This is a genomic window from Streptomyces tamarix (genome assembly GCF_032423885.1).
In the GTDB taxonomy this organism is placed as follows: domain Bacteria; phylum Actinomycetota; class Actinomycetes; order Streptomycetales; family Streptomycetaceae; genus Streptomyces; species Streptomyces tamarix.
The window spans coordinates 135,711-148,612 of record NZ_JAWCTQ010000006.1; the positions used below are offsets into that span (position 1 = coordinate 135,711).

At 71.4% G+C, this 12,902-nt stretch carries 13 protein-coding genes and 2 tRNA genes; 9 read left to right on the forward strand and 6 right to left on the reverse strand.

Annotation, left to right across the window (positions count from 1 at the left end):
• The first annotated feature begins 2 nt into the window (after positions 1 to 2).
• Together RND61_RS07490 and RND61_RS07495 are read left to right on the forward strand one after the other, a co-directional pair.
• Complete coding sequence (locus tag RND61_RS07490) at positions 3 to 659, forward strand: DUF3566 domain-containing protein (RefSeq protein WP_391653025.1); 657 nt, start codon at positions 3 to 5, stop codon at positions 657 to 659.
• A 58-nt stretch (positions 660 to 717) separates the two neighbouring features.
• A tRNA-Ile gene (locus RND61_RS07495) sits at positions 718 to 794 on the forward strand.
• A gap of 55 nt (positions 795 to 849) precedes the next feature.
• On the opposite strand, the gene RND61_RS07500 is transcribed toward RND61_RS07495, so the two are convergent.
• From RND61_RS07500 to RND61_RS07515, 4 genes are read right to left on the reverse strand one after another with little or no spacing between them, the layout of a single operon-like run.
• A complete protein-coding gene (locus RND61_RS07500) occupies positions 850 to 2,007 on the reverse strand; it encodes a tyrosine-type recombinase/integrase (protein ID WP_315877012.1) in 1,158 nt (385 codons plus the stop codon).
• The gene (locus RND61_RS07505) at positions 2,007 to 2,192 is read right to left on the reverse strand and encodes a helix-turn-helix domain-containing protein (RefSeq protein ID WP_315877013.1); all 186 of its coding nucleotides are present in this window, start codon (positions 2,190 to 2,192) and stop codon (positions 2,007 to 2,009) included. The genes RND61_RS07500 and RND61_RS07505 overlap by 1 nt, the downstream gene beginning before the upstream one ends.
• A complete protein-coding gene (gene repSA / locus RND61_RS07510; protein WP_391653027.1) occupies positions 2,185 to 3,615 on the reverse strand; it encodes a replication initiator protein RepSA in 1,431 nt (476 codons plus the stop codon). Before repSA ends, RND61_RS07505 begins: the two co-directional genes overlap by 8 nt.
• Positions 3,612 to 3,935 (reverse strand): hypothetical protein, encoded by a 324-nt coding sequence (locus RND61_RS07515; RefSeq protein ID WP_315877014.1) that lies wholly within the window; start codon positions 3,933 to 3,935, stop codon positions 3,612 to 3,614. Before RND61_RS07515 ends, repSA begins: the two co-directional genes overlap by 4 nt.
• Positions 3,936 to 4,160: 225 nt before the next feature.
• On the opposite strand from RND61_RS07515, the gene RND61_RS07520 reads away from it, so the two are divergent.
• The 4 genes from RND61_RS07520 (at position 4,161) to RND61_RS07535 (ending at position 8,233) form a co-directional block, all read left to right on the forward strand.
• Positions 4,161 to 4,919, forward strand: coding sequence for a GntR family transcriptional regulator (locus RND61_RS07520; protein ID WP_315877015.1), 759 nt, complete (start codon positions 4,161 to 4,163; stop codon positions 4,917 to 4,919).
• Between the two features lie 494 nt (positions 4,920 to 5,413).
• Positions 5,414 to 5,719: a hypothetical protein gene (locus tag RND61_RS07525; RefSeq protein WP_315877016.1), complete on the forward strand. Its 306-nt coding sequence runs from the start codon at positions 5,414 to 5,416 to the stop codon at positions 5,717 to 5,719.
• 651 nt (positions 5,720 to 6,370) lie between these two features.
• Entirely contained in the window at positions 6,371 to 6,499 is a 129-nt protein-coding gene (locus RND61_RS07530; RefSeq protein WP_010467770.1) for a DLW-39 family protein, read from the forward strand.
• A 324-nt stretch (positions 6,500 to 6,823) separates the two neighbouring features.
• Complete coding sequence (locus RND61_RS07535; protein WP_315877017.1) at positions 6,824 to 8,233, forward strand: hypothetical protein; 1,410 nt, start codon at positions 6,824 to 6,826, stop codon at positions 8,231 to 8,233.
• A gap of 1 nt (position 8,234) precedes the next feature.
• Here the strand turns inward: RND61_RS07535 and RND61_RS07540 are convergent, their stop codons facing one another.
• Together RND61_RS07540 and RND61_RS07545 are read right to left on the reverse strand one after the other, a co-directional pair.
• Positions 8,235 to 9,602 (reverse strand): serine/threonine-protein kinase, encoded by a 1,368-nt coding sequence (locus RND61_RS07540; protein WP_315877018.1) that lies wholly within the window; start codon positions 9,600 to 9,602, stop codon positions 8,235 to 8,237.
• A gap of 102 nt (positions 9,603 to 9,704) precedes the next feature.
• Positions 9,705 to 10,253, reverse strand: coding sequence for a helix-turn-helix transcriptional regulator (locus RND61_RS07545; RefSeq protein ID WP_315877019.1), 549 nt, complete (start codon positions 10,251 to 10,253; stop codon positions 9,705 to 9,707).
• Between the two features lie 149 nt (positions 10,254 to 10,402).
• Here RND61_RS07545 and RND61_RS07550 point away from each other — a divergent pair.
• The 3 genes from RND61_RS07550 to RND61_RS07560 all read left to right on the forward strand — a co-directional run bounded on the left by RND61_RS07550 (position 10,403) and on the right by RND61_RS07560 (position 12,750).
• Positions 10,403 to 10,475, forward strand: a tRNA-Ala gene (locus RND61_RS07550).
• A gap of 332 nt (positions 10,476 to 10,807) precedes the next feature.
• Positions 10,808 to 12,172: a glycoside hydrolase family 26 protein gene (locus RND61_RS07555; protein WP_315877020.1), complete on the forward strand. Its 1,365-nt coding sequence runs from the start codon at positions 10,808 to 10,810 to the stop codon at positions 12,170 to 12,172.
• Between the two features lie 176 nt (positions 12,173 to 12,348).
• Entirely contained in the window at positions 12,349 to 12,750 is a 402-nt protein-coding gene (locus RND61_RS07560) for a DUF6344 domain-containing protein (RefSeq protein WP_315877021.1), read from the forward strand.
• The last annotated feature ends 152 nt before the right edge of the window (positions 12,751 to 12,902 follow it).

Genomic DNA, 12,902 nt, shown 5'->3' on the forward strand with positions numbered 1-12,902 from the left:
GCGTGAGCGGAGCCACGGGCGCCGGTTCGGCCGGCTCGGCCGCTTCGGGAAAGAACGGTGCCCGTGGCCCTGCCACGGAAACCCAGGGGGTTGCGGTGACCGACACCCGGGGGCCGAAGCCCCCGTACGAGACGTACGACGACGGCCCGCTGCCCGGTGAGCGGCCGTCCGCCCAGCAGACGGCCCAGCCGTACCGCCCGCCGCAGGCGTACGGGGCGCAGGACGCCCTCGGGGGCGTCCAGGACGGCACGGCGCGCCGGCCCCGTACGGGCGCCAAGACGACGCCGCGGACGCGCAAGGCGCGGCTGCGGGTGGCCAAGGCCGACCCGTGGTCGGTGATGAAGGTCAGCTTCCTGCTCTCCATCGCGCTGGGCATCTGCACGGTCGTCGCGGCGGCCGTGCTGTGGATGGTCATGGACGCGATGGGCGTCTTCTCGACGGTCGGCGCGACGATCAGCGACGCGACCGGCTCCACGGAGAGCAACGGGTTCGACCTGCAGGCGTTCCTGTCGCTCCCGCGCGTCCTCGTCTTCACGTCGGTGATCGCCGTGATCGACGTCGTGCTCGCCACGGCGCTGGCCACGTTGGGCGCCTTCGTCTACAACCTGGCGGCCGGTTTCGTGGGCGGCGTGGAGCTGACACTCGCGGAAGACGAGTAGCGATTTTGGCTGGAGCCGCCCTGTGCGCTAATCTTCAGAGGTCAGCGCGCAGCGCGGAGGGGCTATAGCTCAGTTGGTTAGAGCGCATCCCTGATAAGGATGAGGCCACAGGTTCAAATCCTGTTAGCCCCACCAGTGCAAAGACCCCCGGCCGGTTTCGGTCGGGGGTCTTTGACATCTACGGGTGACATCAGCCGATGAGTGGATCTTCCAGCAGCTCCGCGAGCATCGCCACGGCTTCCCGCTCCCCGTCGCCCACCACATGGGTGTAGACGTCCATCGTCATGCTGATCTGGCTGTGCCGGAGGATCGCCTGTGCGACCTTGGGGTGCACCTTCAGGAAGGCGAGCAGCGTGCCGCAGGTGTGCCGGGCGAGGCGGACCGTGATCCGGCGTACACCCGACCGGGTCACCAGGCGGTCAAAGGTCCGGGAGAAGCCCACCGGGTCGGTCAGCCCGCCATGCTCGGACGAGAAGATCACGTCATGGTCGGGCTTCTGCGCCCAGGTGTCACCCGCGATCCTGCGCTCCAGTTCCTGGAGCTCCCGACGCTCCTCCAGGGCACGCGCGCAGAACTCCGGCAGGGGAAGCACGGCCTGTGAGGACTCCGTCTTCAGGTCCTTGAGCACCAGGCCCACGCCCTTCTCCCGCTGCACCTGTTTGACCGGGGTGAACTGGCGATTCTCGAAGTCGATGTCCTGCCAGCGGAGGCCGAGCACCTCACTCCGCCGCAGCCCGAGGACGAGCACCAGGACGCCGGCCGCGTAGAAGCGGTGCGCCCGAGCCGACCGCAGGAAGGTGATCGCCTCCCGCGCGTCCCACGGCTTGGCCTTGTCCTTGCTGACCTTGGGCATGTCGACCAGCAGCGCGACGTTCCGTGTCAGCAGTTCCTCACGGATGGCGCGGTTGAGCGCGTTCCGGAGGATGCGCAGCACCTCGAAGCGGGTAGCGGCACCGACCTCCTCACGCTTCAGCGTGGCCATGAACGCGCGAACCTGCGCAGGCGTGAGCTTGACCAAGGGCTTCTTGCCGAGGTGAGGCACCAGGTAGAGCCGTACCTTCGACTCGTACTTGGCGTAGGTGTTGTGCTCGCGCTCCGGCTCCACGATGTGCTCAAGCCAGTAGGCCAGCCACTCACCGAGGGTCCACGAGCGGGAGGGCACGGGGATGCCGTTGCGCTCCTGGTCCTGGAGCTTGCCCAGCTTCTCGGCGGCTTCGTCGTACGTTGCCCCGTAGACGAACTTCCGGACGCGGTGGCCGTCCGTGTTGGTGACGTAGGCGGCGCCCTGATAGCGGCCGTCCTTCCGCTTGGTGATCGTTCCCCCACCGTTGGGGCGACGCTTCGCCATCAGGCAGCCTCCTCGTACTGGAGCCGCGAAGCGAGGTACTGCCGCAGGCCCTCCACCGGAATGCGTCGGCTGCGCCCGATGGTCAGCGAGGGCAGCCGGTGCGTGCGGATCAGGTCGTAGACGGCCGTGCGGCCGATCTTGAGCCGGGTCATGACTTCCGGGACGGTCAGCAGTTCGTCAGGCATTCCAGTCCCCCATGTCGTCGTGGTCGGGAAGGTCGGTCAGGGCTTCGCGGGCGGTTTCGCGGTTGGTGTGGATGTCGCGGGCGATGGTGGCGGCGAGCCAGGATTCACCGGGGCTGTGGCCGTGTCCGGCGTAGGTCCAGTGGGCGAGCACGAGCGTGGAGCCCTCCGGGTCGTCGTCGGGGTCGGGTAGGCCGCGTTCGCGGCGTTCTTGGGCGGCGCGGTAGTCGGCGCGGACCTGCCGTAGGGCGGTGAGGGTGGTGGAGTAGGCGCGGGATTTGGTGGAGAAGTGGCCGCGGAAGCCGAGCATGTGCGCCCACCGGGCCAGCAGCCGATCCGGATAGGCGTCGTCCAGGTCCCGGCAGGCTTCGATCAGGCGCCGGGTGTGGGTGGGCAGGGGCAGCTTGTCGAGTTCGGCCAGCTCCCCGATGCGGCGGTCGATGGTGCCGGTGGTCTCGGCGGCCTTGGTGGCGTACTTCGCCACGTACGCGGCAACCGCCTGTTCGGTCAGCTCCTCATGGCCGAGGGCGCCGATGGGCTGCACGTCGACCTGGTCGCCCCAGCGCAGGTCTCGGGCGGGGAAGTCCCCGGATGCGGCCACCGGCACGGTGACCCGTTGTGCGGCGGCGCGGATCGCGGCGTCGAGGAGTGCGACCGTCGCCCAGGCTGGCGGAGAGGTGAAGGGGCCGTCCGGGCCGTCGAGGCGCACGACCGCGTGGAAGTGCACCGACCCGCGCTTTTGGAACTCGGCCACCTTGCCGAAGGAGACCCGGCACACCTCCCGCATGGCCGACTGGGTCAGGCCCGCGCGAGCGGCAATCTCGCGGCGCAGGTAGATGGTGAAGCGGCGCCACAGGTCCCCGGCGTGGTTGTTCCACAGCACCGCCCCGGCGTAGTCGTACCGGTCGGGGTCCAAGGCCGTGCCCAGGGCCGGATCGTGCTCCGGGTGGGTGGTGCCGCAGCGGCAGCGGCCGGAGGCGGGGCGGTTGTGGACCGGGCCGAAGGACGGCGCGGTGAGCGTGGCGAAGACCCGAGGGTGGTCGCGGACGGTGGCGGGGACGTTCTTGCGTTCGTCGCCGGAGATCCCGGCGCGGATCAGGTGGTAGGTGTCCCCCGCATAGGTCCAGGCGCAGGCGGGGCAGCGCGAGGCCCGGCGGTTGCCGCACGCGACCCGTAACCGGCCCCCCGGCTCATCGGCGGTCGAGTACGAGTAGAGGACCTGCCCGGTGCGGGCGTCGCGGGTGACGGTCTGGCCCATCAGGTGGATCGGGTCCGAGCAGCCGCCCGTTCGGCGGACCTGTTCGCGCCACCGCTCGAAGCCCGGAGCGTTCGCCACCCGCAGCAGATCCGCCAGCGTCAGGGCGTCGACGCCGACGGAGGCCGCGACACCGGCCACGGCCTTCGGGGCGACGGGGAAGACCGTCACGCGGCCACCGCCAGGCGGGCAGCGATACGGGCGGCGACGTTGTGCTTCGGGCAGGGCCGGTAGACCGGGGCGTCCTCGGGGGCGGTGCGCAGCTCGGTACGGGACAGCTCGATCCAGCCCGTGAAGCCGTCGTTCAACGGCCAACCGATCACCTGGCAGGAGCACTGCGGGCCATCGGGGACCGTGCAGCCGCAGGGGATTAGTTCACCGGGAAGGCCGGTCATCGAACCGTCGTCCGAGGTGAGCAGCGAACCGGCGCAGTCACCACAGACATCCGACACGACCGGAACGACCGACGCGCTGTACGTGATAGCGGGCATCGCAGGCATGATGGAAGCTCCCTTCAAGGGACTGGGGGAGCGGCGCATCTGCTTGGCGGTAGAGGGCGCCGCTCTTTCATGCCATCCTCAGGATGACATCTCTAGAGAAGCTTATCTCTCTAGAGATGTCAACGGTTGGCGGTGTGAGAAGCGGGCACGCGTCTGAAGCTGCGCTAGTCGACTCACGCAGCCTAGGATGTCTAGAGAGGAGAGGGAGTCCGTCTTATGGCCACCAACGGCAGCGACCGGCAGCCGAAGTACCAGCGAATCGCAAGTGACCTGAAGGACGCGATTCGTTCGGGCACGTATGGCCCCGGTGATCGCTTGCCCGGTGAGAACGACCTCATGGCCCAGTACGAAGTCGCGCGAATGACTGCACGCCAGGCCCTTGGGGTCCTCCAGCGTGAGGGACTTGTGGAAGCCCGTAAGGGTGCAGGCGTTTTCGTCCGCGCCTTCCAGCCGTTGCGGCGGCGAGGTATCCAGCGCCTGGCGCGGGAGCGGTGGGGCGGTGGCCGATCGATCTGGTCCGCAGACATCGGGGAAAGGACCCTAGTGGTCGACCACGTGAGGGTCACCGAAGAGCGGGCTCCTGATCACGTGGCCCCCGTGCTCGATTGCGGCGAGACCGATTCGGTGTGTGTGAGGCGCCGACGCTTCGTCTTGGACGGCAAGCCCGTGTTGCTAGCGACGTCGTACCTTCCGGCTGCGCTGGTCGCTGGTTCAGCGATCACCCAGGAGGACACGGGGCCGGGTGGAACGTACGCACGTCTGGCAGAACTGGGCTACAAGCCTGTGCACTTCCGTGAAGAGATCCGATCCCGCATGCCGTCGCAAGACGAGACCGCACAGTTGCAACTGGCGGCAGGAACCCCTGTCATCTTGATCTGCCGAACCGCGTTCGCCGACGAAGGCCGCCCTGTCGAGGTCAACGAGATGGTGCTCGACTCCGCCGCCTACGTGCTGGAGTACGACTTCGACGCCTGATCACCTCGGGGTTGTTACGGGTTTCTCTACCTCATCAAGCCCCGGCTGCGCTCCGCTCCGCCGGGCGGGCTCCCGGCTCCGCTCCGCGCGACGCTCCTGCCTTCGGCCCGCTCCGCGCGGGCTGCGCCGACGCCCGCCCACACGTGGATAGGGCCCGAAGGCCATGAGTCGAGCACCGTTCGCACGGACACGGTCAAAGCGAATGCCTCCGGCGGGGGATCGGCCGGCACCGGGATGGCGGGGGCGCCGTCCCCGGCCGCGGGTCCGTAGGGGCGTGCGCGGGGAGCTTCCATCCCGTCCGCCGTCGACCCAGGCAGAGCCGAGCAGACACGGCACCGGGCGTCCAGGTCGTTCGTCCAGTTGGGCGCTCCACCTGGACGCCCGGCACCGCGCCCGCTCCACGGTGTGTGGGTCGACGGCGGACGGGATGGAAGCTGGGGTGGGTGGTGGATTGAGGGGGCGGGCCGCTCACCGGCCCCTCCTACGCTTGGAGCGTGGATGAAGAGGAAGAGCGCGTCTTCGTTGCGATCACCTGTACAGATCGAGGCCAGCATCGGCGCATACGGCTGACTACGGCGCGCCTGCACGCGAGTGATCGGGGCATGGGGTACGCCCTTGAGCACTTCGCGCCCCCGATGAGGGATGCGAAGCCAGGGTCGTTCATAGGACGAGATTCGTACGTCTTCATCTGCCCGCGGTGCGGCCGGACGCCTCAGATCAAGGCCAATAAGTGGTGGTCGCTGCTGGAGGCGGTGTCCGCAGCGGGGCAGGGCGAGTTCGACATCTCACTGCTACCATGACCTAGTCACGGTTGTGACCCCTGTGCGAGGACGGGGTGACCTTCCAGTCGGTTGATCGCTAGCCGACGTTCGCGAAAGCCCGCTCATCCGGTGGGTAGCTTCGAGCTGCCTACGGAGATGAAGTGGAAGGCTTCCTGTACGACTTCTTGGTCAACATCGCTGCCGCGAGTGTGTCAGGTGTCCTCATCATGACTGCTAAGCAGGTCGCGCAATACCTGCGGAACCGGCGGGACCATGGGACGGAGCGTCATCAAGACGCAGAGTGATCGGCATCTTCTCCAGTGCACTGATGATGTACCTAGTCCGTGACATCAGTGTCTGACACCAACAAGGGCGAACCACACCGATCACAGGCGCCCATGAGCGGCTGATCATCCAGAGCAGGACAGCGCTTCATCGAGGTCGATGGACCTGATGATCGACCTGATAAGGATGAGGCCACAGGTTCAAATCCTGTTAGCCCCACAGAATCGAAGGCCCCGGTTGAGAGACCGGGGCCTTCGGCGTTATCCGGATTCCTGCGGACGTCCCCCTGACGCGTCGGGACGGTGTCGTACTGTCGTCCGGAGCTAGGTCACCGATTGATATCGGTTGGTGTGTATAGTCGGGCGCCATAAGGTCCCCTACGTCAACGAAAGACGAGGTCGCGCGGTGAAGAAGCTTCTCCTGGTCGCACTGGCCGCCATCGGCGGGCTCCTCGTGTACCGCCAGATCCAGGCGGATCGCGCCGAGCAGGATCTGTGGACGGAGGCGACCGACTCCGTGCCCGCAGGTTCGTGAGCGCGTCACATGCGTGAAGGGCCCCGCCGCTGAGAATGCGGCCGGGGCCCTTCTCCGTTGCGGGACCGTGGCGACCCCGCCGCTGAGTTCGCCGGCGCGAATCCGCGGTGGGCGGGCGGGGAGCGTGGCCGGTTCCCCGTCCGGGGGCCGGTCCGCAAGCGGATCCACGGACAGCGACGGGGCCCGCCGGGCAGGATGGTGCGGCCGGGAGACGACGGGGGGAAGCGCGTGTACGGGCGGGGCTGGAGCCGCGGCGCGGGGGCCGTGGGAGCGGTGGGGCGCGGGTCGGGGGCTACGCGCGCGAAGAGGGGCTGCAGCGAGGCGGTGGCCCGGATCGTGCGGGGCGGCGTGGCGGCGTGGGTCCGGATCGTGCGGAGCGGCGTGGCGGCGGTCGGAGCGGCCGTCCTCGCCTGCGGCCTGTCCGTGCCTCCGGCCCTGGCGGACGGTGTGCCCGCGGCCGGTGAGCCCGCCCCGTACGCCTTCGCCGAGGACGCCCGGACGGTCAAGGGCTCCTCGACCACGAGCGACGCGCCCCGGCTGGCCGCCGGCACCGTCCACAGGGACGCCCTCCCCCGGGACGGCGAGCTGGTCTACCGCGTCGACCTGGACGCCGTCAGCCACGCGTACGTCTCCGTTGTCGCCGTACCGCCGCCGGGCGCCGAGCTCTCGTTCCAGGACGGGCTGAAGGTCTCCCTCCAGGACCGGGACGGCTCCGTCTGCGGTACGGCCACCACGCGGTTCGGCTCCGCCGAGTTCGCCCGGCCGATCGCCGCGTACGCCGACCGCACGCTCGGCCCCGGCCGGTCGCTGTGCCAGGAGGCCGGGCCGTACTACGCCGTCGTCGAGCGCGACGGCAGGGAGACGTCGTCGGGGGAGCCCTGGGAACTGGAGCTCCGGTACGTCCTGGAGCCCCGACTGAAGGAGTCCGGCCCGACCGCGGCGCCAGGGAAATGGCCCAGCGCCTCGCCCGAGCCGCCCGCGGACGGGCCCCGCGAGCGGGCCGGCGGCTCCGGCTTCTTTGACGCGCCCGGCCTCACCGAGGGCGAGTGGACCGACCGCGTCGAGCCCGGCGAGAGCCGCTTCTACCGCGTCCCCGTCGACTGGGGCCAGCAGCTCTTCGTCAGCGCGGACCTGGGCAGTTCGGCCGGCGACGGCTTCGTGGGCAGCGCGCTGCCCGTGTCGCTGTACAACCCGGCGCTCGGTCTCGTCGACAGCGAGGACTCCCTGTCGTACGACGGCAGGCAGAAGTCGACGGCCCTCGACCCGCTGCCGCCGGTGGCGTACGAGAACCGTTTCAGCTCCGACACGAGGATCAGCGGCCTCCGCTTCGCGGGCTGGTACTACCTGCGCGTCAGCCTCCACCCGGAGGTCGGGGAGGAGTTCGGCCAGAAGCCGTACGGGCTGACCCTGCGCGTCAACGTCGAGGGCGAGGCCGGGGCGGCGCCGCCGTACGCCGGTCCGGCCGGGATCTTCACCGTCACCGGGGACGACCGGCGGGCGGCGGCCGACGGGGAGAGCGGCCCGCGGACGGGGGACACCGGCACGATGCGGCTCGTCGCGGCGGGCGGGTTCGGCACCGGGACGGTGCTGCTGCTCGCCCTCGGGGGGTGGGCCGTGCTGGCGCGGCGGCGCGCGGACACGGCACCCGCTGCGGGCTCGGCGGGCCCGCCGGGCGGGCCCGCGCTGCCGTCGCCGGACGTGCCGACGCGCCACGGGCCGCCGCGGGGCCGGTAGCTCAGATCCGGGTGAGCGCCCAGATGCCGACGGCGTAGCAGACCAGGGCCAGAAGCACGACCGGGACCGCCACCGCGCGCGGAGGGCCCGGCCGCCGGCGCGGAGCCGGTACGGGGGCGGGCGCCGTGACGGCCGCGGAGGCGGGCGCGCGCCCGTCCGGGGCAGGTGCCGGTTCCGGTGCGCCCGGGGCGGGGTGGTGGGGCGCGGCCGGAGTCGGGGTCGGGGCGGGGTGCTGGGGCACGGCCGAGGTCGGGTGCGGTGCTGCGGGGTGCGGCGCCGCAGGGGGTGGGCCGTACGGCTGGGGTGCTGCGGGGTGCGGGCCGTACGACTGGGGCGGCGCGGCGGACGGAGGCGTGACGGGGCGGTGCTGGTGGGGCTGGTAGGGCTGGTGGGACCGCTGGGGCGGCGGGGCCAGGTGGAAGCTGCCCGTCTCGGACGGTGACGGCGGCCCCTGCGCCGGCACGTCCGCGGGCGCGGGCGCAGGTACGGGCGCGGGGCCGTCCGGGCCGTACCCGGGCGGCAGCGGGCCGAGCTGGTCGAAGACCTCCACCGGCTCCTCCTCACCGGTCGGGTCGGGCAGCAGCTCCACCGCGGACGCCAGCGCCTTGCGGGCCCCGTTCGCCGTACGGAACCGGGCCTGCGGGTCGGGCTGGAGCAGCCCCGCCAGGACCTGCCACAGCGGCTCGGGGACACCAGCGGGGGCGCCCGGCGTGCCGTGCGCCCGGAAGTGCGCCACGAGCGCCTGGGAGTCCGGCTTCCGGCCCTGGAGCAGGTACAGGGCGACCAGGCCGACCGCGAACAGGTCGGCCGGGAAGTCCGGTTCGGCGCCCATGAGCTGCTCGGGTGCGAAGTAGCCGGGCGTGCCGACCACGTAGTCGGTCTCGGTCAGGCGCGGTTCGCCCTTGCGCATGGAGATGCCGAAGTCGGACAGCCGAAGGTGGGGCCGTCCCGTGCCGGTGGCCTCCAGCAGGATGTTCGCCGGCTTGATGTCGCGGTGCACGACCCCCTCGGCGTGCACGGCTGCCAGGCCGGACAGCAACTGGTCGAGCAGGGTGCAGACGAACCGCGTCGGCAGCGGGCCGTAGTCCCCGATCACGTGCGCCAGGGAGCCGCCGCCGACGAGGTCCATGGTGAACAGGACCTTGTCGTCGTCGGCGGCCCAGCTCGCCGGGGCGAGGACGTGGGGGTGGTCGATGCGCAGGGCCTGCTCGCGCACGAAGCGCAGCAGCGTGTGCGCGTCGCCCTGCTGGAGCACCTTCGCCGCCACGTACCGGCGGCGGCGCCGGTCCCAGGCGCGCCAGACGGCTCCCACGCCGCCCCGCCCGACCGGGTCGACCAGCTCGTACCGCCCCGCGAAGACCTCGCCCATCGCGCTGTACCGCTCCCCGTCCCGTGGCCGCGTCGCCGTCCGCCGCCGCGGCGGTCCGCCGCTGCCGCCGTGCCGTCGCCGCCCTCGCCCTGTCCGCCGCCGTCAGCTCTGGTGCGACTCGTAGTGCGCGACCGCGTCCGCGGTGCGGCCGGCGCCGTACACCCGGAGGAACTCTGCCAGTTCGGGGTGGGTGGGGGCGAGCGAGTCGGCGGCGTCGATGATGTCGCCGGCCGCCGCGACCGAGCGCAGCAGCGACTGGATCTCCCGGACGACGCGGCGCACCGTGGGCGCGCCCGAGCCGGCGGTGGCCTGGCCGGACGCCGTCAGCACCGAACCGCCCTGCGACTTCTTGATCTCCTCCATCCGGTCCGTCGCCTCGACGGCGCTGACGCTGCCGTCGGCGACCTGGCCGGCGAGTTCCTGGAGGGCCTGGACGCGCTGGACGACGGCCGGGTTGCCGATCTTCGCGCGCTGACCGCTCATCAGCTGCGACAGCATGGGGGCGGAGAGCCCCAGTATGGCGGCGAGGCGGGCCTGGTTGAGGCCGAGGTCGTCGATCAGCCGGCGGAAAAGCGCCCCCAGCGGTTCCCCGTACCAGTTGCGCTGGAGCTCTCTGGCTCTGGCGGTCGCTTCCTGCTGTGCAGCATCCATTGCGTCTCCCCATCGCTTCGGTTCGCTGCTGCGAACCTCGCGGAGCATCTTACGGAGGGCGGTTGCCGACGGGGAGTCCTTATCCTTTTGCGGTGCACCCCCCGCCACCCGGTACCCTGGTCTGCGACCGCCGGGGCCCGGCGGTCTCCGGGGCCTTAGCTCAGTTGGTAGAGCGCTGTCTTTGCATGGCAGATGTCAGGGGTTCGACTCCCCTAGGCTCCACAGGACAAGAGGCCCTCCGGCCTGCGGAAACGCGGCCGGGGGGCCTCTTTGTGCGAGCGGACGCGCGCACCGCGCGGGGCCCGGTCGGCGTGCTCGGCATTGCGTACACACAGGAGCGAATCCGCGCGGGGGGAGAGGGCGCGTGCCCCGTCCGGCGCGGGCGGGGGGTCCCGGGAGCGACGGCCCCGGAGGGAGCGCCGGTCCGGCGGCGGGCCCGTCCGCGGCCCGCCACCGCCGCCCGCCGCGGACCCCACGGAGACCACAGCCCTGTCCCGGAAGCCGGCCCGGCCATAGCCTGGGGAAGATCCACTCCCTTCCTCGGAGGTCGAGCCTTGCGCAGGCGTACGTTCGTCACCGCCCTCGGCGCCGCAGCCGCCGCGTCCGCCGTACCGGGAGTGGCGCGGGCCGCCGCCCCGCTCATCGCGCCCACGCTGACGGGCCGGGACCCGGCGGCGTCGGCGAACGCGCGGGCGGTCTACCGCCACCTGGTGTCGCTGGAGAACGCCGCGCGCTCCGGGAACCGCCCGATGACGATCATCGGACAGCACATCGAGACCCAGCAGGAGCTGTACAACGCGAGCTACGGGGACACGGGCGGCACGACGTTCTCCGGCTACTACTACAAGAAGGCCCGGGACATCACGGGCAAGCTGTCCGGCTTCATCGAGATCGACCTCGGACCCGGGTACGGCGCGACCGGCTGGGGGACGTACGGGGACCGCTCCTACAACCGGCCGCTGGGGCTGTCGACGGGGCAGCGGCAGTGGCAGTACGCGGACGACGCCGTCGACCTCGCCTTCGGCGTGTGGAAGGGGCTGCCGCGCGTGGCGGACGGCACGTACAACCCGGACGGCACCATGGTCCGGGCCGACGGCACCGCCGCGGCCCTCGCCAACGGCGGCGCGGCCTCCGGGATCGTGGGCATGAGCTTCCACCAGCCGTACCCGGGCTCCCCGACGAAGTCCTGGAGCCGGGTCCTCGCCCAGGTCGAGGGGGAGCACCCGGGCGGGAACGCCTCCCATCCGGTGGCCACGCTCACCACCGACCAGGCGTGGTTCGACCGCGTGGTCGACTGGGAGTCGGACACCCCCGAGTACCGGGCGCTCCTCGCGGACCTGCGCTTCCTCGCGGCGGCGCTCTCGTACTTCGCCGCGTGGGACGTTCCCGTGCTGCTCCGGCCGTACCACGAGATGAACGGCCGCTGGTTCTGGTGGGGAGGGAAGACGCCGGCCTCCTACAAGAAGCTGTGGCGCATCACGTACGACTACCTGGTGAAGACGAAGGGCCTGCACAACCTGGTCTTCGTCTGGTCGCCCAACGCCTGGAAGCCGCAGGGGGACGACGTGCCGTGGGACTACTACCCCGGGGCCGACCTCGTCGACGTCGTCGGCGTCGACGACTACGCGCCGGCCGCCTCGGACCTCACGCACACGTGCTACACGGGGCTGGCCGGCTACGCGAAGCCGCGGATGCTCGCGGAGACGTTCAACGTGCCGATCACGGCGGGCGGTTCGAACGCGCTGACCCGCAGCCCGTGGGTGATCTGGAGCACCTGGGGCTCCGCGCTGACCAAGACGGGGATCAACACGAACGCGGACGTGAAGGCGACGTACTACGCCACCGACCAGGTGTACACGGGAGGTTCGGGCACCGGGTTCGGGCAGAACTTCGCCTGGGGCTCGATCCACGCCCACTGACCGGCGCCATGGGGCCCGGCAGGCGGAAGCGCAAGCCGGGCTGGTCCGTACGGGTGGTGTTCATCGGAAGATCCGCGTGCGGACGGCGTCGCTCCCCCGGATCCCGAGATGCGTACACATCATGAGAAAGGTATGTAGATCGACCAATCCGCAACACGTCGGGAAAGTGAGGGGCCATGGCCGCCGGCAAGGTCAAGCAGTTCTGGACCGCGATCGTCTCCTTCTTCTGCGGGCTCCTCGCCTCCTTCAGGCCCGCGGCGCCCGTCGCGCACCGGCGCCCCGGTGCCGGCGCCGAAACCGCCGCCCGTACGGCCCGTACCGCTGCCGTGGCCCTGCCGCCGCAGCGGACCGCAGCGGCACCCGGGATCGGTGCCGGACGAGGACGGCGGGCGCCGCGCGCGCGGGCCCTGCCACCCACGATCAAGCAGCGGATCCACGCCGAGGCGCACGGCACCTCCCCCGCCGTGCGGCGTCTGACCACCGTCGGCGCCCTGGCGGCGGACCACCGGGCCGACGGCGGGGGCACCGACGCGGAGGCCGAGGCGGCCGTCCCCGCGGGCGCGACCGCCGCGCGCTAGCCGGCAACCGGCGGCGGGACGGTCACGGACCGACCGCGTGCCGACCGACGACCGACCGTACGCCGTCTGACCGCGCGCCGACCGACGACCGGCCGCACCGATCACCGACCGGCCGTGCGCCAACCGACGTGCGACCGTACGCCGTCTGACCG